General features: G+C 55.5%; 23 protein-coding genes and 1 other annotated feature. Of the genes, 9 read left to right on the forward strand and 14 right to left on the reverse strand.

What is annotated here, in order from left to right; translation table 11 throughout:
• Positions 1–24: 24 nt before the first annotated feature.
• Both btuC and ABLV54_RS20695 read right to left on the reverse strand, forming a co-directional pair.
• Positions 25–1,002 carry a vitamin B12 ABC transporter permease BtuC gene (gene btuC, locus ABLV54_RS20690; RefSeq protein WP_023290108.1) on the reverse strand — a complete coding sequence of 326 codons (978 nt, stop codon included), beginning with the start codon at positions 1,000–1,002 and terminating at the stop codon, positions 25–27.
• A 121-nt stretch (positions 1,003–1,123) separates the two neighbouring features.
• Positions 1,124–2,557: a gluconate:proton symporter gene (locus ABLV54_RS20695; RefSeq protein ID WP_226563556.1), complete on the reverse strand. Its 1,434-nt coding sequence runs from the start codon at positions 2,555–2,557 to the stop codon at positions 1,124–1,126.
• A 275-nt stretch (positions 2,558–2,832) separates the two neighbouring features.
• Between ABLV54_RS20695 and ABLV54_RS20700 the strand changes: the two genes are divergently transcribed.
• From ABLV54_RS20700 to ABLV54_RS20710, 3 genes are read left to right on the forward strand one after another with little or no spacing between them, the layout of a single operon-like run.
• Positions 2,833–3,747 carry a LysR family transcriptional regulator gene (locus tag ABLV54_RS20700; protein ID WP_023290110.1) on the forward strand — a complete coding sequence of 305 codons (915 nt, stop codon included), beginning with the start codon at positions 2,833–2,835 and terminating at the stop codon, positions 3,745–3,747.
• A 37-nt stretch (positions 3,748–3,784) separates the two neighbouring features.
• On the forward strand, positions 3,785–5,050 hold the full coding sequence (locus ABLV54_RS20705; protein ID WP_323067061.1) for a D-amino acid dehydrogenase: 1,266 nt from the start codon (positions 3,785–3,787) through the stop codon (positions 5,048–5,050).
• Complete coding sequence (locus ABLV54_RS20710; protein WP_077263840.1) at positions 5,047–5,400, forward strand: RidA family protein; 354 nt, start codon at positions 5,047–5,049, stop codon at positions 5,398–5,400. The genes ABLV54_RS20705 and ABLV54_RS20710 overlap by 4 nt, the downstream gene beginning before the upstream one ends.
• Positions 5,401–5,452: 52 nt before the next feature.
• Here the strand turns inward: ABLV54_RS20710 and ihfA are convergent, their stop codons facing one another.
• The 10 genes from ihfA to ABLV54_RS20760 all read right to left on the reverse strand — a co-directional run bounded on the left by ihfA (position 5,453) and on the right by ABLV54_RS20760 (position 14,314).
• Complete coding sequence (ihfA, locus tag ABLV54_RS20715) at positions 5,453–5,752, reverse strand: integration host factor subunit alpha (RefSeq protein WP_002909098.1); 300 nt, start codon at positions 5,750–5,752, stop codon at positions 5,453–5,455.
• Positions 5,753–5,756: 4 nt separating this feature from the next.
• Positions 5,757–8,144, reverse strand: coding sequence for a phenylalanine--tRNA ligase subunit beta (gene pheT / locus ABLV54_RS20720; RefSeq protein WP_224359813.1), 2,388 nt, complete (start codon positions 8,142–8,144; stop codon positions 5,757–5,759).
• Between the two features lie 15 nt (positions 8,145–8,159).
• The gene (pheS, locus tag ABLV54_RS20725; RefSeq protein ID WP_002909105.1) at positions 8,160–9,143 is read right to left on the reverse strand and encodes a phenylalanine--tRNA ligase subunit alpha; all 984 of its coding nucleotides are present in this window, start codon (positions 9,141–9,143) and stop codon (positions 8,160–8,162) included.
• Positions 9,144–9,206: 63 nt separating this feature from the next.
• Positions 9,207–9,331, reverse strand: a sequence feature (Phe leader region).
• A complete protein-coding gene (gene pheM, locus ABLV54_RS20730; RefSeq protein WP_001386830.1) occupies positions 9,282–9,326 on the reverse strand; it encodes a pheST operon leader peptide PheM in 45 nt (14 codons plus the stop codon). Its footprint overlaps the feature before it by 45 nt.
• Before the next feature lie 118 nt (positions 9,332–9,449).
• Positions 9,450–9,806: a 50S ribosomal protein L20 gene (gene rplT, locus ABLV54_RS20735; protein ID WP_000124850.1), complete on the reverse strand. Its 357-nt coding sequence runs from the start codon at positions 9,804–9,806 to the stop codon at positions 9,450–9,452.
• Between the two features lie 50 nt (positions 9,807–9,856).
• Positions 9,857–10,054: a 50S ribosomal protein L35 gene (rpmI, locus tag ABLV54_RS20740; protein WP_001124225.1), complete on the reverse strand. Its 198-nt coding sequence runs from the start codon at positions 10,052–10,054 to the stop codon at positions 9,857–9,859.
• A 92-nt stretch (positions 10,055–10,146) separates the two neighbouring features.
• Positions 10,147–10,689, reverse strand: coding sequence for a translation initiation factor IF-3 (gene infC / locus ABLV54_RS20745; RefSeq protein ID WP_004189469.1), 543 nt, complete (start codon positions 10,687–10,689; stop codon positions 10,147–10,149).
• 3 nt (positions 10,690–10,692) lie between these two features.
• On the reverse strand, positions 10,693–12,621 hold the full coding sequence (gene thrS, locus ABLV54_RS20750) for a threonine--tRNA ligase (protein WP_017900777.1): 1,929 nt from the start codon (positions 12,619–12,621) through the stop codon (positions 10,693–10,695).
• Between the two features lie 431 nt (positions 12,622–13,052).
• Positions 13,053–13,286, reverse strand: coding sequence for a hypothetical protein (locus tag ABLV54_RS20755; RefSeq protein ID WP_023290114.1), 234 nt, complete (start codon positions 13,284–13,286; stop codon positions 13,053–13,055).
• Positions 13,287–13,555: 269 nt separating this feature from the next.
• Positions 13,556–14,314 (reverse strand): YdiY family protein, encoded by a 759-nt coding sequence (locus ABLV54_RS20760; RefSeq protein WP_004203142.1) that lies wholly within the window; start codon positions 14,312–14,314, stop codon positions 13,556–13,558.
• A 355-nt stretch (positions 14,315–14,669) separates the two neighbouring features.
• Here ABLV54_RS20760 and pfkB point away from each other — a divergent pair, with 355 nt between their 5' ends.
• The 3 genes from pfkB to ABLV54_RS20775 all read left to right on the forward strand — a co-directional run bounded on the left by pfkB (position 14,670) and on the right by ABLV54_RS20775 (position 16,958).
• Positions 14,670–15,602, forward strand: coding sequence for a 6-phosphofructokinase II (gene pfkB, locus ABLV54_RS20765; protein WP_023290115.1), 933 nt, complete (start codon positions 14,670–14,672; stop codon positions 15,600–15,602).
• Positions 15,603–15,695: 93 nt separating this feature from the next.
• Positions 15,696–15,980, forward strand: coding sequence for a type V toxin-antitoxin system endoribonuclease antitoxin GhoS (gene ghoS, locus ABLV54_RS20770; protein ID WP_023290116.1), 285 nt, complete (start codon positions 15,696–15,698; stop codon positions 15,978–15,980).
• 105 nt (positions 15,981–16,085) lie between these two features.
• Complete coding sequence (locus tag ABLV54_RS20775) at positions 16,086–16,958, forward strand: fructosamine kinase family protein (protein WP_023290117.1); 873 nt, start codon at positions 16,086–16,088, stop codon at positions 16,956–16,958.
• Positions 16,959–17,001: 43 nt separating this feature from the next.
• Here ABLV54_RS20775 and tonB read toward each other — a convergent pair whose 3' ends face one another.
• Positions 17,002–17,748: a TonB system transport protein TonB gene (tonB, locus tag ABLV54_RS20780; RefSeq protein ID WP_032428890.1), complete on the reverse strand. Its 747-nt coding sequence runs from the start codon at positions 17,746–17,748 to the stop codon at positions 17,002–17,004.
• 210 nt (positions 17,749–17,958) lie between these two features.
• Between tonB and ABLV54_RS20785 the strand changes: the two genes are divergently transcribed.
• Positions 17,959–18,255, forward strand: a complete 297-nt coding sequence (locus ABLV54_RS20785) for a YciI family protein (protein WP_002910042.1) — start codon at positions 17,959–17,961, stop codon at positions 18,253–18,255.
• A gap of 685 nt (positions 18,256–18,940) precedes the next feature.
• Positions 18,941–19,588, forward strand: coding sequence for a YceI family protein (locus ABLV54_RS20790; protein ID WP_348814219.1), 648 nt, complete (start codon positions 18,941–18,943; stop codon positions 19,586–19,588).
• 276 nt (positions 19,589–19,864) lie between these two features.
• Here the strand turns inward: ABLV54_RS20790 and ABLV54_RS20795 are convergent, their stop codons facing one another.
• Entirely contained in the window at positions 19,865–20,038 is a 174-nt protein-coding gene (locus tag ABLV54_RS20795) for a YciY family protein (RefSeq protein ID WP_023290120.1), read from the reverse strand.
• Positions 20,039–20,181: 143 nt separating this feature from the next.
• On the opposite strand from ABLV54_RS20795, the gene cls reads away from it, so the two are divergent.
• On the forward strand, positions 20,182–21,642 hold the full coding sequence (gene cls / locus ABLV54_RS20800; protein ID WP_023290121.1) for a cardiolipin synthase: 1,461 nt from the start codon (positions 20,182–20,184) through the stop codon (positions 21,640–21,642).
• Positions 21,643–21,670: the final 28 nt, after the last annotated feature.

A 21,670-nucleotide genomic window follows, 5' to 3' on the forward strand; every position in this document is an offset into this window, starting at 1 on the left:
GCAGACGGCGTCGCGCTATTCCCGTCACCGCGAGCGCAGCAGCAACCAGATAAAGACCGGCGCGCCCAGCGTCGCCGTCACCACGCCAATCGGCAGCTCAGCGGCGGAAAGCGCCAGCCGGGCGATAATATCCGCCCCCAGCAAGGCGCTTGCCCCTGCCAGCATGCAGGCCGGGAGCAAGACCCGGTGATCGCTCAAGCCGCATAGCCGCAGAATGTGCGGAATTACCAGGCCGATAAAGCCAATCGCCCCCGCCAGCGCCACGCTCACGCCGACCATCCAGCCGGTCGCCACCACCAGCAGCTTACGCCACAGCCACAGCGGCAGCCCGAGCTGACGGGCGGAGACTTCGCCCAGCGCCAGTAAATTCAGGGGTTGCGACTGCAGACAGACCCAGCAGAGCGCTGGCAGGAGGGCTATCATCAGCCACAGCTGCTGCCAGTCGACGCCGCCAAACCCGCCCATCATCCAGTACATCAGCTGACGCAGATCAAAAGAGGTGGAGAAGTAGACCGCCCAGGTCATCAGGGCGCTGCAGATGATCCCCAGCGCCACCCCCGCCAGCAGCAGGCGGCTGGTGGAAAGATGGCGGCGGGCAAAACGCAGCAGAATAAAGGTTATCAGCAGCGCGCCCAGGATCGCGCACAGCCCGAGCGCCCAGCCCGGTAACAGGCCTTTACCCAGCAGGACGGCGGCAATCAGCCCGACGCCCGCGCCGTTGGAGACGCCCAGCAGACCCGGTTCCGCCAGCGGATTTTCAAACAGCGCCTGCATTATCGCCCCGGAGAGCGCCAGCGCCGCCCCCACCAGCAGCACCGCCAGGGTCCGCGGCAGGCGGATCTGCCAGATAAACAGCTGACCTTTGGCGCTGAGCCACTCGCCGGGCGGGATCCATTGATCCCCCGCACACAGGCTGATCAGCAGGGTGACCAGCAGCAACAGCGTTAAACCAAGGAGCCAACGCCGGCTGCGGCGCTGTTGAAGATGGGCGAGAGTCAGCATAGATTCCATTACGCAGTGGGAACAAGAGGCTGATTTTACGGTGGGTGTCGCGGTGAGAAAAGGAAAACCTCACGACCAAACGTCGACGCGGAGGACCCTCCCCCCCGTCGACCATCCCGCTTTACACCAGAATCTGAAACAGCAGCGCGAAGAGAATGATGTTCGCCACCACGATTGCCCAGCCGTTATAGAGCATATACTTCAGATGTGTAGACTGCGCCAGCCCCATCTGGCCGAACATGTCCGATGAGGGGAACGGCCCGAACCAGTCCACCTGAGACGAAGCCAGCAGCACCGCGGTGGTCCCCTGCGGCGGCACGCCGGCGGCCATCAGCATCGGGCCAAAGATTTTATGCGTAAAGGTCATCTGGGCTACCGCCGCGCCGGGCACATGGCCGATAATATTGAACGCGAAGATGCTAAAGCACAGCCAGGCCGGGGAGATCCCCTCCAGCAGCGGCTGAGTATACTCCAGCAGCCCCTGATAGGCGTGCAGGCCATCCATCAGCTCAAGGATCGGGTTATACAGCCAGTAGAGAATAAACATCCACACCAGACGACCGCAGCCGTGATACAGCGCCTGCAGGATCTGCGTCGGCCGCAGGCCGCCCACCAGCCCGGTCATCAGCGCCACCAGCAGCATGACGATAATCGCAAAGCTGAAGCCGGCTTTAATCACCACCCCAACCACCGCCATCACGATGATGGTCGCAGCGAAAGCCAGCGCGCTTAATTTACGCCGGCGCTGCTGCGCGGCGCTAAGATCCTCTTGCGGCTTTTCCGAGAGATCGACCTCATAGCGCAGTTTGCCTTCGGTCATCTTCTGGATCCGTCCGGCCATGATCCAGCCGGCTAACAGGGTGACGGCGCTCATCGGCAGGCCGACATACAGCAGATAATCCGGATAGCTCAGTCCGCCGAGGCTGAGGATCGTCACGGTGCTGGGGGTGAAGGGCCCGGTAAAGAGTCCAACGGAACCGGCGGTCATCATCAGCGCGGCTACCGTCGGCGGCGTTAAGCGTACCGCCGCCGCTACGGGGATAATCACTGCGACAATAATCGCATTGCCGCCGGCCATGGTGCCCAGCGAACCGCAAATTAAAATCGATGACACCACAATGCCGAACTTGACCCGCGTCTGGCTCGACAGCCCAATACGGTGGACCACGAATTTCACCAGTTCAACCGCCGCGCCGGTGCGGGTGGCCACTTCCCCCACGCCGGCGCCGAGCATAATGATAAGCCCGACGGTGGCAATAAATGACCCGGTGGACTTCGCCAGCATCGCGCCCATTTCCGGCAGACCGGTCGAGGTCATGATCATGGCGATAATAATCGAGGAGATGACCGCCAGCACTATATCGACGCCGATCAGCGATAATATCGCTAACGCCACCAGCGGCGTAAATCCCAGCAGGCCAAGCTCGCTGCCCGGTCGACCGTGGCACCACAGCGCAATCAACACGAACAGCAGCAATAACAGACCGATAATAACGTTTTTTCGCGTGATATTTCGTCTGACAGGCGTATTGCCTGCGAGCGTTGAGTCACTCATAACACTCCTTAATGCCAATCAATCCGACCATGATGGTCAGGTGGTGTATGGGGCCTGCTCAGAAAATATCCTCCCTCTTTTTCATTATTGGCCGCAGCCTGAGGGTCTGTTGGGGTACAAAGGAAACGATTCTGAGAGCGTTTTATTCCGCCATCAGGCGGGGCCAGCAGCACAATATGTAACCAATGCGCTGATTGGTGATTAAATTTATGTTAACTTAGTGTTAGTAGAAAATGACTTTTTATCGGTAGGCTATAACCCTGAGTTAACTGTTCATGAAACTGCGTCATCTGGAAATCTTCTATGCCGTCATGACCTGCGGCTCTCTGTCACGGGCGGCGGAATCGCTCAATATCTCCCAGCCAGCGGCCAGCAAAGCGTTAAAAAGCGCCGAACTGAAGCTGGGCTTTACCCTGTTTCAGCGGGTGCGCGGTAAGCTGCTGCCGACCAGCGAGGCGATCACACTTTTCGAAAAAGCGCAGACTATTTATCAGGACCTTGATAACCTGCGCCTGCTGGCCGATAACCTGGCCCGCGATCCGCGCGCCAAAATCACCTTAGGCTGTCTGCCGAGCCTGGGGTTAAGCCTGGTGCCGGAGCTGGTGACCGATTTTTATCAGCAAAACAGCAACCTGGTGATGACGCTCACCACCGAGCACACCGAGACGCTGGTCAGAAAACTGGATTTACGCGAGATAGACTTAGCGCTGACGCTGCAGCCGGTGCAGCAGGGAGAGATCCTTACCACCCTGATTGCCGAAGTGCCGCTGGTCTATATCGACCGTCATTATCGTCAGGGAGCGGTGGATATCAGCCAGATCGACCAGCAGCGCTGGATCTCGCCGGGGCCGCACTCGCTCTCCGCCGCCATCGCCACCCGTCGCGACTTTTCCACAACCCGGCTGAATGTCCAGACCTACTACATGGCCACCGAGTTCGTGAAGCGCGGCATGGGCTGCAGCATTACCGATATCTTTTCCGCCCAGCACAACCTGGCGCCCGAGATGATCCATCCCATTACGCCGCCGATGGCCATTAACCTCTGCCTGCTGCGTCGGGCCGACGTTTCCCTGAGCCCGATGGCGCAAAAATTCGTCGATTTTCTCTGCCAGCGCCTGCGCCAGCAGCTCAAGGAGATTAACCTGCGGTTATACCCTGACCATAAAAAGTCAATTGCGCCGCCAGGGTAAATGCTTTGACATAACCCGATAAATTGAACAGCGGTGGATATATCGGATTATGAACAAACGCATTGTCATTATCGGCGGCGGCGTGGTCGGTCTGGCCACGGCCTGGGAACTGATTAAGCGCGGCCATCATGTGCAATTACTGGAGCGCAACGGCGAACCGGCCAGCGCCACCAGTTTTGCCAACGGCGGACAATTAAGTTACCGCTACGTCGCCCCCCTTGCCGACAGCGGCGTTCCCCTGCAGGGGATAAAATGGATGGGCAAAGCCGATTCGCCGCTCAATATGCGTCTCAATATCTCTTTACAGCAGTGGCGCTGGCTGGTGCAGTTCCTGCGCGCCTGTAATAGCCAGACCAATAAAATAAACGGCGCTCATATATTGCGTCTGTCGCTGCTCAGCCGGCAGGTCATGCAGTCGTGGCGGGAAGAGGATAATCTTGCCGATTTTCACTGGCGGCGCAGCGGAAAATTAATTATCCATCGCCGGGAATATGATTTTACTAAAGCGGCAAAAGGGATAGATCCTCAGTATCAGCAGGCGCTGAATGCTGAAGCCTGCCTGCAGCTGGAACCGGCGCTAAAACATATCAGCCCTTCGCTGCAGGGCGGAATTTATTCGCCGGGGGATGAAACGGCGGATTGCCATCAATTTTGCCTTGCGCTGATCGACAAGCTCACCGCCAGCAGCCGCTTCAGCCTGCTGACCCACTGTGAGGTGCAGCGGCTCGCCAGGCGCGGCGGACGCGTCAGCGCCCTGGAGACCAGCCGCGGGACCATCACCGGCGATGAGTACGTCGTCGCCGCCGGCAACGGCAGCGGTCCGCTGCTGGGGCACATGGGCGTTCGCGTGCCGCTCTGCGCCCTGAAGGGGTACAGCCTGACCCTTCCCTATCCGCAGCAGGCGGGCATTGCGCCGGACATCAGCGTCACCGATTACGGGCACAAAATCGTTTATGCCCGCCTGGGCCAGCAGCTGCGCATCGCGGCGATGGTGGACATCGGCTACGACGGCGACACACTGCGCGAGAGCCGCATTCAGGCGCTGAAAAAAATCGTCTCCCTCAGCTTTCCCGAACTCGAGGGGTTGGACCAGGCCGAAGCCTGGACCGGCATGCGCCCCTCAACGCCAGCCGGGCCACCGCTACTGGGACGCGCCGGCTACCCCAACCTGTGGATGAATCTCGGCCAGGGCAGCCTCGGTTTTACCCTCGCCGCCGGCAGCGCGGTGGTGCTGGGCGCGTTAATCGACAATCAGATGCCAGACATTTCTTTAGAAGGTCTCACATGGAAACAAACCGCATGACAATCATTCGCAATCATCCTCAACCTCGTCTTTCCGCCAGCGTTGCGTATGGCAATCTGCTGTTCCTCTCCGGACAGACGCCGAAAAGCAACGAGGAGGACATCGCCTTGCAGACCCGCGAAGTGCTGGAGAAAATCGACGCCCTGCTGGCGGCGGCCGGGAGCGATAAGCGGCACATTCTCTCCGCGCAGATCTGGCTGAAAAATATCAAGCGTGACTTTGCCGCGTTCAATGAGGCGTGGGTGGAGTGGATGCCGGAAGGCCATAGCCCGGCGCGCGCGGCCGTGCAGGCGGAGATGGCGCGACCAGAAATCCTGGTGGAGATCATGCTCACCGCCGTTAAAGCGTAAGATTCGACAGAAAAGAAAAAGGCCGCAATGCGGCCTTTTTAATTAGTTCAGATTATTTGTCTTTAGGCGACGCGTTTTCGACACGGCTTTTCAGCTTCTGACCGGGTCTGAAGGTCACCACGCGCCGGGCTGTAATGGGAATATCCTCCCCCGTCTTCGGGTTACGTCCCGGGCGTTGGTTTTTATCCCGCAAATCGAAGTTGCCGAACCCGGAGAGTTTGACCTGTTCTCCGTTTTCCAGAGCACGACGGATCTCTTCGAAAAACAACTCGACCAGTTCTTTGGCATCCCGCTTGCTAAGCCCAAGCTTATCAAACAGATATTCTGACATTTCAGCTTTTGTAAGCGCCATAGGTTCAATCCCTCAATGATGCCTGGAATCGCTCTTTTAATGCCTCTACACATCTGGCAACGGTAGCGGCAATCTCCTCTTCTTCGAGTGTACGGCTGGTATCCTGCAGGATCAGGCTAATCGCAAGGCTCTTATACCCTTCCGCCACACCTTTACCACGGTACACGTCAAATAAGTTTACGCCAACTACCTGATTTACGCCAACTTTCTTACATTCGGCTAAAACATCGGCGGCAGCCACGTTTTCCGCGACCAGCACCGCGATGTCGCGACGGTTCGCCGGGAAGCGGGAAATGTCGCGCGCCTGAGGCACCACGCGGTCTGCGAGCTTGTTCCACTCCAGTTCAAACACCAGAGTGCGACCGTTCAGATCCAGTTTACGTTCCAGCTCAGGATGAACAACCCCAATGAAACCAATGCGTTCACCTTTAAGATAAATCGCTGCGGATTGCCCCGGATGCAGCGCGGTGGTCGCTTCAGCACGGAATTCGATATCCGCTAATTTTCCGGTTAAATCCAGAACGGCTTCCAGATCGCCTTTCAGATCATAGAAATCGACCGTCTCTTTCGCCAGTGTCCAGTGCTCTTCGTAGCGGTTGCCGCAGATCGCCCCGGCCAGCATCACATCCTGACGAATGCCCAGCGGCGCATTGGTGTCCGGCACAAAGCGCAAACCGCTCTCAAAGATGCGAACCCGGCTCTGTTGACGGTTCTGGTTGTAGACCACGGTCCCCAGCAGGCCAGTCCACAGCGACAGGCGCATCGCCGACATTTCGCTGGAGATCGGGCTTGGCAGGATCAGCGCCTCTTCACCGGCGTGGATCAGCTGCTGGACTTTCGGGTCGACGAAGCTGTAGGTGATCACTTCCTGATAGCCTTTGTCATTCAGCAGCGTTTTCACGCGCTTCAGCGACAGGTCGGCTTCACGGTGGGAACCCATGATCAGACCCGCCTGCACCGGCTCATCAGGAATGTTGTTGTAGCCATAAACGCGAGCCACTTCCTCGACCAGATCCTCTTCGATCTCCATGTCGAAACGCCAGCTCGGTGCCACCGCCTGCCATTCGCCCTCGCCCACCGTCACTTCGCAGCCGAGGCGCTGAAGAATGTCAGTGACCTGCGCATCGTCGATATGGTGGCCAATCAGGCGATCCAGTTTGCTACGACGCAGAGTGATGGTGGCGCGTTTTGGTAGGGTCGCTTCGTTGGTCACGTCGATCACCGGGCCGGCTTCGCCGCCGCAGAGGTCGATCAGCAGACGCGTGGCGCGCTCCAGCGCTTTATACTGCAGGGCCGGATCGACGCCGCGCTCATAGCGATGAGAGGCATCGGTGTGCAGGCCGTGACGGCGCGCGCGGCCGGTAATGGACAGCGGGCTGAAGAAGGCACACTCCAGCAGTACGTTCTGGGTTTCGTCGTTAACGCCGGAGTGCTCCCCGCCGAAGATCCCGCCCATTGCCAGCGCTTTGTTGTGGTCAGCAATGACCAGGGTATCGCTGTCGAGCTTCGCTTCGGAGCCATCGAGCAGGACCAGGGTTTCACCCTCTTTCGCCATGCGCACCACGATCCCGCCTTCGATACGGTCGCGGTCAAAGGCGTGCATCGGCTGGCCCAGCTCAAGCAGCACATAGTTGGTCACGTCAACCACCGCGTCGATGGAGCGGATCCCGCAGCGGCGCAGTTTCTCTTTCATCCACAGCGGCGTCGGCGCTTTGACGTTGATGCCTTTTACCACGCGGCCCAGATAGCGCGGGCACGCCTGCGGGGCGTCAACCTGAATCGGCAGCACATCGTCAATGGTGGCGGCTACCGGGGTGATTTCCGGCGCGTTCAGCGGCGCCTTGTTCAGCACGGCCACATCGCGCGCGACGCCGATGATGCCCAGGCAGTCGGCGCGGTTCGGGGTGACGCTGATTTCGATGGTGTTATCGTCAAGCTTCAGATATTCGCGAATATCGGTACCGATCGGCGCATCCGCCGGCAGCTCGATAATTCCGCTATGATCATCGGAAATGCCCAGCTCGGAGAAGGAGCACAGCATCCCCTCTGACGGCTCGCCGCGCAGCTTCGCGGCTTTGATTTTAAAATCGCCCGGCAGAACGGCGCCGATGGTCGCCACGGCGACTTTCAGCCCCTGACGGCAGTTTGGCGCGCCGCAGACGATGTCCAGCAGGCGTTCGCCGCCGACGTTGACTTTGGTGACGCGCAGTTTGTCGGCGTTCGGGTGCTGACCGCACTCCACTACTTCACCGACAACGACGCCGTTGAAGCTGCCGGCAACCGGCTCCACGCCGTCCACTTCGAGGCCCGCCATGGTGATCTGATCGGAAAGCGCTTCGCTGTCGATCGCCGGGTTAACCCACTCGCGTAACCACAGTTCACTGAATTTCATTGTTCTGTCCTGCCCTTATTTAAACTGTTTGAGGAAACGCAGATCGTTTTCGAAGAACGCGCGCAGATCGGTGACGCCATAGCGCAGCATGGTCAGACGCTCCATGCCCATGCCGAAGGCGAAGCCGGAGTACACTTCCGGATCGATACCCACGTTGCGCAGCACGTTCGGGTGCACCATCCCGCAGCCCAGCACTTCCAGCCATTTGCCGTTTTTACCCATCACGTCAACTTCCGCGGACGGCTCGGTGAACGGGAAGTAGGACGGACGGAAGCGTACCTGCAGATCTTCTTCAAAGAAGTTGTTCAGGAAGTCGTGCAGGGTTCCTTTCAGATTGGTGAAGCTGATGTTTTTATCAACGATCAGACCTTCCATCTGATGGAACATCGGGGTGTGGGTCTGATCGTAGTCGTTACGATAGACGCGGCCCGGCGCGATAATACGGATGGGCGGTTGCTGGTTTTCCATGGTGCGGATCTGCACGCCGGAGGTCTGGGTGCGCAGCAGGCGAGTGGCATCGAACCAGAAAGTGTCGTGGTCAGCGCGCGCCGGATGGTGACCCGGGATATTCAGCGCATCGAAGTTGTGGTAATCATCTTCGATTTCCGGGCCCGTCGCCACGGTAAAGCCGAGCTCACCGAAGAAACTTTCAATACGGTCGATGGTGCGGGTGACCGGATGCAGACCGCCATTCTCAATGCGGCGGCCCGGCAGCGAAACGTCGATGGTCTCTGCAGCCAGACGAGCATTCAGCGCCGCGCCTTCCAGTTCGGCTTTGCGCGCGTTCAGCGCCTGCTGTACCTGCTCTTTCGCTTCGTTGATGACCGCACCGGCTGCCGGACGCTCTTCCGGCGGCAACTCACGCAGGGTGGTCATTTGCAGGGTCAGATGCCCTTTCTTACCCAGGTATTCCACGCGGACGTTGTCCAGCGCAGCAACATCTGATGCCTCGTTAATGGCTGCCTTGGCACTGGCAACCAGCTCTGCGAGATGTGACATGGTTTTCCTCATTATGTCGGTGCAGACACCGGTTATAGTGAAATTAATATTCCGAATCCATATACGAAAAAAGCCTCCACAGGGGAGGCTTTCTGGCGCTGTTTTCCGTTTCTTCTTTCACGCGCTAGCCTCCTGAGTTCAGGTGCTAAAGTAAAAAAAGAAGCGGAAAATAGCAGCATTCATGCTTGCATTACCTTGTCTGGTAAGAAACGTCAGACCTGTATTGAAAAGCCTGCGCCGATAAAAGTCAATGTATTGATGGTGTTGAAACGAAAAGAGGGAGACAAGCTCCCTCTTTCAACTGGCTTATGCCAGAGCTGCTTTCGCTTTTTCGACCAGAGCGGTGAACGCTACTTTGTCGAATACGGCGATGTCAGCCAGGATCTTACGGTCGATTTCAACAGAGGCTTTTTTCAGGCCATTGATGAATTTGCTGTAAGAAATACCGTTCTGACGTGCTGCTGCGTTGATACGTGCAATCCACAGTTGACGGAACTGACGTTTACGTTGACGACGGTCACGGTAAGCGTACTGACCAGCTTTGATAACAGCCTGGAAGGCAACGCGGTATACGCGAGAACGCGCACCGTAGTAGCCTTTAGCTTGTTTCAAAATTTTCTTGTGACGTGCACGTGCAATTACACCACGTTTTACGCGAGCCATGTGTGCTCTCCTGTATCTATTCTAAGTTAAAAAAGTTAAACGTTAACGACTTATGCGTACGGCAGGCACGCGATAACCAGGCCCAGATCGCCTTTGGAAACCATGGCTTTCGGACGCAGGTGACGTTTACGCTTGGTAGCTTTTTTAGTCAGAATGTGACGCAGGTTAGCGTGCTTGTGCTTAAAACCACCTTTACCGGTTTTTTTGAAGCGCTTAGCAGCACCGCGTACGGTCTTAATTTTTGGCATTTTAATAACTTCCACTTCGCATTGTTAATAAACGAAACAAAGGCGAACAAAACCAGTGAGCCGAAGCCCACCGGAAATGTTTCTTGATGGCCTTACTGTTTCTTCTTAGGAGCGAGCACCATGATCATCTGGCGGCCTTCGATCTTCGTTGGGAAGGATTCGACTACTGCCAGTTCAACCAGATCGTCTTTCACGCGGTTAAGCACTTCCATACCGATCTGCTGGTGGGCCATCTCACGACCGCGGAAACGCAGCGTGATTTTGGCCTTATCGCCATCTTCGAGAAAGCGAATCAGGCTGCGGAGTTTTACCTGATAGTCACCTTCATCAGTACCAGGGCGGAATTTAATTTCCTTAACCTGGATAACTTTCTGCTTCTTCTTCTGTTCCTTAGAAGACTTACTCTTTTCATAAAGGAACTTGCCGTAGTCCATGATACGACAAACTGGCGGCTCGGCGTTAGGGCTGATTTCAACTAAATCTACTCCAGCCTCTTCAGCCTTTTCGATAGCTTCTCTCAGACTCACAATACCCAGCTGCTCACCTTCCAGACCTGTTAAGCGAACTTCCTGGGCGCGAATCTCGCCATTGATACGATTCGGACGTGCCGTTTGAACTCGTTTTCCGCCTTTAATACCTTATTCCTCCAGTTGTTGAAGACTGCGGCTGCGAATCTCTTGTTGCAGCTTCTCGATCACTTCATTTACGTCCATGCTGCCGAGGTCTTTCCCGCGACGGGTGCGCACGGCCACTTTGCCGGCTTCGACTTCTTTGTCGCCACAGACCAACATATACGGGACACGACGTAAAGTGTGCTCGCGGATTTTAAAGCCAATCTTCTCATTTCTCAAGTCTGCTTTTACACGAATGCCCGCATTTTGTAGTTTACGCGTCAATTCGTTAACGTATTCAGCCTGAGAATCGGTGATATTCATGACCACCACCTGCACTGGTGCAATCCAGGTTGGGAAGAAGCCAGCGAACTCTTCGGTCAGGATGCCAATGAAGCGCTCCAGAGAACCGAGAATCGCACGGTGGATCATGACCGGCACCTGACGCTCGTTGTTTTCGCCCACATAGGAGGCGCTTAAACGCTGCGGCAGAGAGAAGTCCAGCTGTACCGTACCGCACTGCCATGCACGATCGAGGCAGTCATACAGGGTAAATTCAATTTTCGGGCCGTAGAACGCCCCTTCACCCAGTTGATATTCAAATGGGATATTATTTTCTTCCAGCGCCACCGCCAGATCCGCTTCCGCGCGATCCCAGGTCTCGTCGCTGCCGATACGTTTTTCCGGGCGAGTCGACAGTTTGACGACGATCTTCTCGAAGCCAAAGGTGCTGTACATATCATAAACCATACGAATACAGGCGTTCACTTCATCGCGAACCTGATCTTCAGTACAGAAGATATGCGCATCATCCTGGGTAAAGCCGCGAACGCGCATCAGACCGTGCAGCGCGCCTGATGGTTCGTTACGGTGGCAGCTACCAAACTCCGCCATACGCAGCGGCAGATCGCGGTAGGATTTCAGCCCCTGGTTGAAGATCTGCACGTGGCCCGGGCAGTTCATCGGCTTAATGCAGTATTCACGGTTCTCAGAAGAGGTGGTGAACATCGCATCTTTGTAGTTGTCCCAATGGCCGGTTTTTTCCCACAGCACACGGTCCATCATGAACGGACCTTTGACTTCCTGGTACTGATACTCTTTCAGTTTCGAACGGACAAAGGTTTCCAGTTCACGGAAGATAGTCCAGCCGTCGTTGTGCCAGAACACCATCCCAGGCGCCTCTTCCTGCATATGATACAGGTCGAGCTGCTTACCGATTTTACGGTGGTCGCGCTTGGCGGCTTCTTCCAGACGCTGCAGATAAGCATTCAACGCTTTTTTATCTGCCCACGCGGTGCCGTAGATACGCTGCAACATTTTATTGTTGCTGTCGCCGCGCCAGTAGGCACCGGCGGTTTTCATCAGCTTGAAGTGATGGCAGAAGCGCATGTTCGGCACGTGCGGACCGCGGCACATATCGATATATTCTTCATGATGATACAGGCCAGGCTTGTCATCATGGGCAATGTTTTCGTCAAGAATAGAAACTTTATAGCTTTCGCCGCGCTTCACGAAGGTTTCACGCGCTTCGTGCCAGCTCACTTTCTTCTTGATGACATCGTAGTTTTTCTCGGCGAGCTCATGCATACGTTTTTCGAGCGCGTCGATATCTTCCTGAGTCAGGGTATGGTCGAGGTCTACGTCATAGTAGAAGCCATTATCAACAACCGGACCGATAGCCATTTTGGTGTTGGGCCACAGCTGCTTGATGGCATGACCTAACAGGTGCGCGCAGGAGTGACGAATGATCTCCAGCCCTTCTTCATCTTTAGCCGTGATAATAGAGAGGGTGGAATCAGTTTCAATCGGGTCGCAGGCGTCTACCAGTTCACCGTTTACCCGCCCGGCGATGGTGGCTTTCGCCAGACCCGGGCCGATATCCAGCGCGACGTCCATCGGGCTGACAGCGTGATCAAAATGGCGTTGGCTGCCATCAGGAAGCGTAATTACAGGCATTTTATGTCCTTATTTGCAGTGGTGCCCCACACGAAAGAGCACATACAAAACTATATAATCATCATTATCATCAGGTTAAGGCGCAGTTCCCGCTTCACTCTGCGAAAAGAGGAGCACGACCGGAGCGATCGTTCCCGCCTGCTGCCGCCTGCTGATAACACCGGGGAGTAGTTTACACATCATTGGTACGTGATTAAAGCCGTAATAGCATAAATGATGGCGGAATGTGGAGAAAACAAGAGCCGCGCGGATAAAAGCAGAATATCCGCCAGGAAGACGCGATAATAATCACCAGCGAAGCCGGATGATATTATGCGGACAAACTAAAAGAGACGCCTTGATATTGTCTGCGTGATGTTTAGCGCGGGTCGTTAAACCGGTACCACTCTACCCGGCTTAATAGTCCGCCCGTGAAGCAGTAGCCTGCGATATTAAGACCACTCGCCAGCCACCAGCGTATGCACATTAAAGGCATCGCTCATGGATTGTCCGGTGCTACGGGAACCGGGGGCAATATTCGAACCGGCCTCAACGTCGGTTGCTTTGGCGATACCTACCTGCGTATGGTCCTGGTTACCCGACGGCGGAACTGGCGTGGCGGCTGATGCGCCAAAGGAAAGCACGCACAGCGCCAGGGCTGCGATGGTAAATTGGCTGTTTTTCATGATGTTTATTCTCTTATTACGGAAGACGGACCGAACAATGTCGCCATTCGGTCAGTGACTCTTAGTATAGATCCAGATCACATATTTGTCCGTCGAATATTTAGCTTTTCGTGTCAAATAGAATGAATATTTGTCAGCAAACGGAGAATAATGGAGAAAAGATGGAGGCCCGTTTCTTTTTATAAAAACTAAAACGAATTGCCAGAAAAAATAATGTCACTTATTGCTAAATCTAAAACGGTCAGGCCGGGAAACCCGGCCTGAAAATATTACATCTTATACCCGAGGGAGAGCGAGGTCCGGCGATCGGTATGCTCCGGCGCAGACGCAGGCGGCTCCGAGTTCCAGGTGACGTTGTACGCCACTTTCAGCGCAAAGTGGGCGTTAATCGCCACGTTTAACGCGCTCTCTGAGTTGACCGTGGTGTCCTCGGCGCCAAACACCGATACCCCTTGAGTAAATTTGGCGTTGTCGGTCATCTGCCAGGCCCAGGTTCCGGAGGCGTAACCCAGCGGCTGAGTGTCGGTATCCCCGTCGGTGTATTCGTCATAGCGGACGCCAGGACCAAATTCAAACCGCAGGCTATGCACTGGTCCGTTGAGGATTTGACGACCATAGCCCGCCGTCAGAACATCGCGCTGCTGATAGCCGTTGTAGCGGTCGGTTAGCCAACTGCCCTGCCCAAAGACGTAGTTCATATCGGTCAGGTTATAGCGGCTACGGCCACCGACAGCATATTTCTCTGAGGAGCGCTCATCGTTGGACGAGGTGTTGCTGGCGTTGCCCCACAGCGACCAGGCGGTGGTATTGCCATACCAGGTCAGGGTGGAATCGGCCGTCATTGAGGAGTTCTTGGTGTTGCCGGACTGCGCCAGGTAACCTGCGTTGACCACTCCTTCGAACGGTTTTTTGGCAGCGGAAGGGTCATCCATGACGGTAAATACAGAATCATCGGCCATTGCGCCAACAGACGCAAAAAGCCCCCCCGCCAGCATGACCGCTGCGGGTACTGTCTTTAAAAGCTTCATTATAACTCTCTAAAATACATTTTTTAGGACAGTACAAATGATGAACAGGCGTCACTTTGCCGGCTCATTGAATTTAGCGTCCGTACAACATAAAAGAGACCTGTGGGTCCCGGAAACTTTCGCGAGGATCGCGGAGTGCAGGTCCTAAGAAAGGTAGCAAATTATAAAAAAGCACGAATAACATAGCAATCACTTACTCTTTCGTTTTTTGAATAAGACAGCTCCGGAAACAATCTTTATTTCATAATGAAAATACAGGCTTCTTTGCAAATCTCTCAGGGACAGCACTTTCCCTCCCTGGATCATCGTGCCATGCTTAAATAAAGTACAGTCGCCGTATTAAGGAGGAGAAGGAATGACCAAAATTTATACGCTCACGCTGGCCCCCTCGCTGGATAGCGCCACCCAAACCCCGCAGATCTACCCGGAAGGGAAACTCCGCTGCAGCGCGCCGGTATTTGAACCCGGCGGCGGTGGGATCAACGTCGCCCGCGCCGTGACCTTTCTCGGCGGGAAAGCCACCGCCATTTTCCCTATTGGCGGCGCCACCGGCGAGCACCTTGCCGCCCTGCTGGCCGATGAGCAGGTGCCGGTCGAGACCGTCGAAACCCGCGACTGGACGCGACAGAACCTGCACGTTCACGTAGCCGCCAGCGGCGAACAGTATCGCTTTGTGATGCCCGGCGCCGCGCTGACAGACGATGAATTCCGCCGTCTGGAAGAGAAAGTCCTGACCATCGACCCCGGCTCTCTGCTGGTGATCAGCGGCAGTCTGCCGCCAGGAATCAGCGTCGAAAATCTGATGCAGCTGGTTAAGCATGCGCAACAGCAGGGCCTGCGCTGCATTATCGACAGCTCCGGCGACGCGCTGGCCGCCGCGCTGGACGTCGGCAATATTGAATTAGTGAAGCCAAACCAGAAAGAGCTCAGCGCCCTCGTGCAGCGCGATCTGAGCCAGCCCGATGACGTTCGCCTTGCCGCTCAGTCGTTGATCCAGTCCGGTAAAGTTCGCCGGGTGGTGGTCTCCCTTGGTCCGCAGGGGGCGTTGGGGGTTGACGCCAGCGGCAGTGTTCAGGTGGTGCCGCCGCCAATGAAAAGCCAGAGCACCGTCGGCGCCGGCGACAGCATGGTGGGCGCCATGACCTTACGTCTGGCGGAGAACGCCAGCCTCGAAGACATGGTACGCTTTGGCGTCGCCGCCGGTAGCGCCGCGACCATCAACCAGGGCACCCGCCTCTGCTCGCAGGCCAATACGCAAAAAATCTACGATTATCTCTGCGGGCGTTGATCTCCCCTGCCCCTCCGCGCTGGCGGAGGGGAACCACGATATTTGCAGGATGGTCTATGCTGGAAAGGCCATGCATAACAACGGGGTGTAGAAATGAGCAATGATATTACCGCCTGGGTCGTCAGCGTGAACTTCCACGAACAGGCGCTAACGGAGATCAATGAGGTCAGCAACCATTTTACCCGGGCAGGGTTTGTACTGACGCTCAATGATGAAGAGGGCACTCCCCATGAGCTGGGCACCAATACCTTTGGCCTGCTGAGCGCCCAGGCAGCCGAGGAAGTGAAGGCCCTTAGCGCCGGACTGGCGGAAGCGGCCCTTGGCCGCCCGGCGGAGATCGCCGTCAGCACATTCGCTGAATGGTTAAAAGCTCAATAAGTGCGTTTAGCGCAACGTAAAGCGTCAGTTGTGCGTCAGTTCCAGGTTTACCCGGTAGTAATGCGCTAACCTTATGATATGGTGGAAAACATGGGGAGAGACAGCATGTGGCAAGCAATCAGTACTCTTTTACGCGATTGGCATACCGAAGACGCTGAAATCGAACTGAAAACCGAGCTGCCCGGCGGAGAGATCCATTCCGCCTGGCATTTGCGTTTCGGCGGCAAAGATTACTTCGTGAAATGCGACGAACGGGAACTCCTGCCTATCTTCACCGCCGAGGCCGATCAGCTGGAGCTGCTGTCGCGAAGCAAAACTGTTCGCGTACCACAGGTCTTTGCCGTCGGCAGCGATCGCGACTACAGCTTCGTGGTCATGGAATACCTCCCTCCCCGTCCGCTGGATGCGCATAACGCTTTCCTGCTTGGCCAGCAGTTAGCCCACCTGCATCAGTGGAGCGATCAGCCGCAGTTCGGTCTGGATTTTGATAACGATCTTTCCACCACGCCGCAGCCCAACGCCTGGCAACGTCGCTGGTCGGTGTTCTTCGCCGAGCAGCGTATCGGCTGGCAGCTGGAGCTGGCGGCGGAGAAAGGGTTGCACTTTGGCGATATCGATACCTTAGTCGATGTGGTACAGCAGCGGCTGGCCAACCATCAGCCGCAACCTTCGCTGCTACACGGGGACCTGTGGTCCGGCAACTGCGCCTTAGGGCCGGATGGCCCCTACATCTTCGACCCGGCCTGCTACTGGGGCGATCGCGAATGTGATTTAGCTATGCTGCCGATGCACCCGGAACAACCCCCGCAGATCTATGACGGCTATCAGTCCGTCTCACCGCTGCCGGCTGGTTTTCTCGAGCGTCAGCCGATCTACCAGCTTTATACCCTGCTGAACCGGGCGATATTGTTCGGTGGTCAGCACCTGGTGACGGTCCAGCAGGCGCTGGACGATGTCTTGATGGAAAAAACGCGTTAGACAAGGCTTACGGCGGACCTCCCCGGTCCGCCGCCCTGCATTATCAGTTAATCTCGACGCCGTTGAGACGGAATTTAATGGTCATCGTCACGCCGGTTCCCGGTCTTGCCTGCTCGTAACGCCATCTGCGCATCGCGCTTTTCACCTCGCGCTCAAACATATTCGCCGGCTGGGCGGAGAGGATCTGCAGATTATCAATTCGGCCATCAGGCGTGACGTCAAACTTCACCCGCACCGTTCCTTCAATGCGCAGCGCCTGAGCGCGCGCCGGATAGGTCGGCTGAACGCGGCTGATCGCCCGCGGGCCGCTCGGGGCAGTGACGGTGGGTTTGGCCGCTGCGGTGGAGGTGCTCGGCGCGGTGCGCGCTGGCGTCGTATTGTTGTTTTCAAACGGTGAAGCCGGACGCGGCTCCGCGGCCGGTTTGACGTCCCGCTTCGGCTGCTCAACCTTTTTCTCCGGCCTGGGCTTCGGTTTAGGTTTGGGCTTCGGCTTAGGTTCTGGTTTATGGATCACCACCGGCGCCTCTTTCGGCGGCTCCGGGACCACCTCAGGCTCCGGCTCCGGTTCAGGTTCAACAACGGGCTGCACGACGGGTTGCGCCGCCGGGGGCGGCTCAAGATCGGCCGGCGCCACCATCGTGATCTCTATCGGCTGCGTCGGGGAAGGCTGTTCAATAACCTGATGTACCGAGGTATAAAGCAGCCCCGCCACAACGGCACCGTGGATAGCCACGGATAACAGCGTTGGCCACGGGAAGCGGCGAGGTAAATCAAGGGTCATTGCGCTCATAGTCGTTTCTGTTGAAAAATGATGCTCCGATTTTAAATGCAAATAGCAATCATATTCAATAAGCCGTCTTAACCTGAGTCAATTTTTGCCACCATTTGCGGAAAAAAGCCGCGTCGGCGGGGCATTCGCCGCCGGGGCGCATCTTTGCATTGCAGTCCATCGTCGTTTAACTTAACGTAATTCGCCTGTTTAATGATAAGGAGCTTTGCCGTGCTTTACGTTATCTACGCTGAAGATATCGCCGATTCTCTGGAAAAGCGGCTCTCGGTTCGCCCCGCGCACCTTGCGCGTCTACAACTTTTACATGACGAAGGTCGGCTGCTTACCGCCGGGCCAATGCCGGCCGTTGACAGCAACGAACCGGGCGCAGCCGGATTCAGCGGCTCAACGGTGATCGCTGAGTTTGAATCGCTGGAAGCGGCTCAGGCCTGGGCTAATGACGATCCGTATATCGCCGCCGGCGTCTACCGCCAGGTCTCTGTTAAACCATATAAGAAGGTATTTTGAAAATACCCTTTTCTTTTTCTGGTTAACGGCAACAACGCACCAGGCCATCAGATGAAAGGGCGCATTTTGCTACATCACATTAAAATGTCGCCCTTTTTAACCGCACGCAAGCGTTGGCTGTTATCCGCCTGAGACGCCAGGAAGATGAGCACATCCCTTCTCCTTCGACGACATCATCGACCCTCACCTCGCCTTCTGCGGCCAAAGAAATTGCTGACTAAACGTCGACGCCGGGCATGATTTTGAATTGCTAATGTATTGAATCAGTCTGCAACAGAGGTCTTGCATTGGATTTAGCGCTTGCTTTACAAGCCAGCACATCCTGACATCGGCCGGTAAATCCAAAATACAGTTGAAAGAAGATCGTTAAAGAGAGATAGATGCTGACCAACAGATATAAAGGCCTGGAATAAATAAGCATGCATATCCCGTTCCGCAGGTATGGGACCCCATATCGCCGTCTTACTGCATTCAGAAACGCGGTGGCTTGAAAGTGTCTGAAAATAAACGGAGTGCGCTGACACAGGCACATATTAATATGGAATGAACGTCTAAAAACTACGCAACCAGATTTACGTTGCAGATGATCATTTTTTAAAGTCGATTAATTTCGCCGGGTAAACTTCACGCAGAGTAATTGTAGGGTGATTTTTGGTTGATTAAAAAATTTGAACGGGAATAACAAATGTTTTCAATAAGTGCCGAATTTTTTTGGGCTACCATTTATGTACCTGACGCTTATGAGGATTTTTATGTGAATACCCTGAAAAAAACCGCATTGCTTTCTCTGCTTGCCTTATATATTCCTGTGTCACAAGCCGCAGCGACAGAATATAGCCTGGATCCGCAGCATACTTCCGTTGTTATTGCCTGGAACCATTTTGGCTTCTCTAATCCTACAGCGTATATCTCTGATGTTTCAGGGAAACTGTCTTTTGACAAAGACAACCCGGAGCAATCCTCTGTGCACGTCACGCTGCCAGTCAAAACCATTGACACTCACGTCAAAGCGTTAACGGATGAGTTTTTAGGCAAAGAGTACTTCGATGTCAACACGTATCCTGAGGCCACTTTTCAGAGCACCCGGGTGGAAAGTAAAGGCGGCAATAAATATGATGTTGAAGGTAACCTGACCATTAAGGGCATCACCAAACCGGTTGTATTGCATGCCACTTTGAATAAACAGGATATGCATCCGATGGTGAAAAAACAGGCCATTGGTTTTGATGCCACAGGGGTAATAAAACGTTCAGACTTCAAGCTTGATAAATATGTTCCGGCGGTGAGTGATAACGTGACTATCACGTTATCCACGGAAGCCTATGCCAAATAAATTAACGCCCGCAAAAGCGGTGCGTTTTATTCAGGGTGGGTATCCTGATAGTGAGCACGACATTGAAAAACGATCGACGACCCCACGCCCTGTCCGGACTTCCACACGGCGGTGAATGCCTGTTGCGGAAAAAGGCGTTCTGTCGATAATCCCCCTCATACCCTGACAGGCATCGCATAGATATTTCAATAGGCGATCTGGCGATGTTAAAAGGGAATGCCGCGCAGAGCGGGAAAACGACAACGGCACCGCGTTCGGTGCCGTTGTTCTGCTCGTTTAACAGTCGGGGAAGATAAACAGCAGAGCATGACGCTGCCGTTTCACCAGTCCCTTCCTGATAGCGAGGATCCGCATATTGCGGCGTGATTGGGCTTCCAGCCAGCGCGCTTTACGGCGATTCACCTGTCTCAGCATGCGCCAGCGCCCTACTTCCGTTCTACTACGCTTCATTGCAACGACTCTACGAGTGAAAACAGCCCCCATTATAAACCTCTGCCGGCGACTGACCACCGCTTTCGCTGCGTTTTTATTTGCCAGAAAAATACTGATGCGTAAACTCATCACATAACGTCATTCAAAAGGATTTTACATCTATGACAACCTTTTACACGGTGGTGAACTGGCTGGTCATTCTGGGGTACTGGCTGTTGATCGCCGGTGTAACATTACGAATTCTAATGAAACGCCGCGCTGTGCCGTCCGCCATGGCATGGTTATTGATCATTTATATCCTGCCGCTGGTGGGGATCATCGCCTATCTCTCCTTTGGCGAGCTGCATCTTGGCAAGCGGCGGGCAGAACGCGCGAGAGCGATGTGGCCTTCCACGGCCAAATGGTTAAACGACCTCAAAGCCTGCAAACATATCTTTGCCGAAGATAACAGCCCGGTGGCCGAGTCCCTGTTCAAGCTTTGCGAACGGCGCCAGGGCATTGGCGGCGTAAAAGGCAACCAGCTGCAGTTGCTGACCGAATCTGACGACGTCATGCAGGCCCTGATCCGGGATATTCAACTGGCTCGCCATAACATAGAGATGGTCTTCTATATCTGGCAGCCAGGCGGTATGGCCGACAGCGTCGCCGAATCGCTAATGGCCGCCGCCCGTCGCGGGGTTCACTGCCGGTTGATGCTCGACTCCGCGGGCAGTGTGGCCTTTTTCCGTAGCCCATGGGCGGCGATGATGCGTAACGCCGGCATTGAAGTGGTCGAGGCTCTCAAGGTCAATCTGATGCGTGTGTTTCTGCGCCGGATGGACCTGCGCCAACATCGTAAAATGGTAATGATCGATAACTATATCGCCTACACCGGCAGCATGAATCTGGTCGATCCCCGCTACTTTAAGCAGGACTCGGGGGTCGGGCAGTGGATTGACCTGATGGCGCGCATGGAAGGCCCAGTGGCGACCTCGATGGGCATCGTCTACTCCTGTGACTGGGAGATCGAGACCGGAAAGCGTATTCTGCCACCGCCGCCGGACGTCAATATCATGCCGTTTGAAGAGGCCAGTGGGCATACCATCCACACGATCGCCTCCGGGCCGGGCTTTCCGGAAGATCTGATCCATCAGGCGCTGCTCACCGCCGCCTACGCGGCGAAAGAGCATTTGATCATGACCACGCCCTACTTCGTACCCAGCGACGACCTGCTGCACGCTATCTGTACCGCCGCCCAGCGCGGCGTGGACGTGAGTATTATTTTACCGCGCAAGAACGATTCGCTGCTGGTGGGCTGGGCCAGCCGGGCCTTTTTCACCGAGCTGCTGGCGGCAGGGGTGAAGATTTACCAGTTTGAAGGCGGCCTGTTGCATACCAAGAGCGTGCTGGTCGATGGCGAACTGAGCCTGGTGGGAACCGTGAATCTGGATATGCGCAGCCTGTGGCTCAATTTTGAAATCACGCTGGTCATCGATGACGCCGGCTTCGGCAGCGATCTGGCGGCGGTTCAGGATGACTATATCTCGCGCTCGCGCCTGCTGGACGCCCGTCTCTGGTTAAAACGTCCGCTGTGGCAGCGGATCGCCGAGCGACTGTTTTACTTCTTCAGCCCGTTGCTGTAAAACGTGCCCATCAGATACCGAATGAGTA

This window comes from Klebsiella sp. JB_Kp042 (assembly GCF_040065275.1).
Classification (GTDB): Bacteria; Pseudomonadota; Gammaproteobacteria; order Enterobacterales; family Enterobacteriaceae; genus Klebsiella; species Klebsiella quasipneumoniae.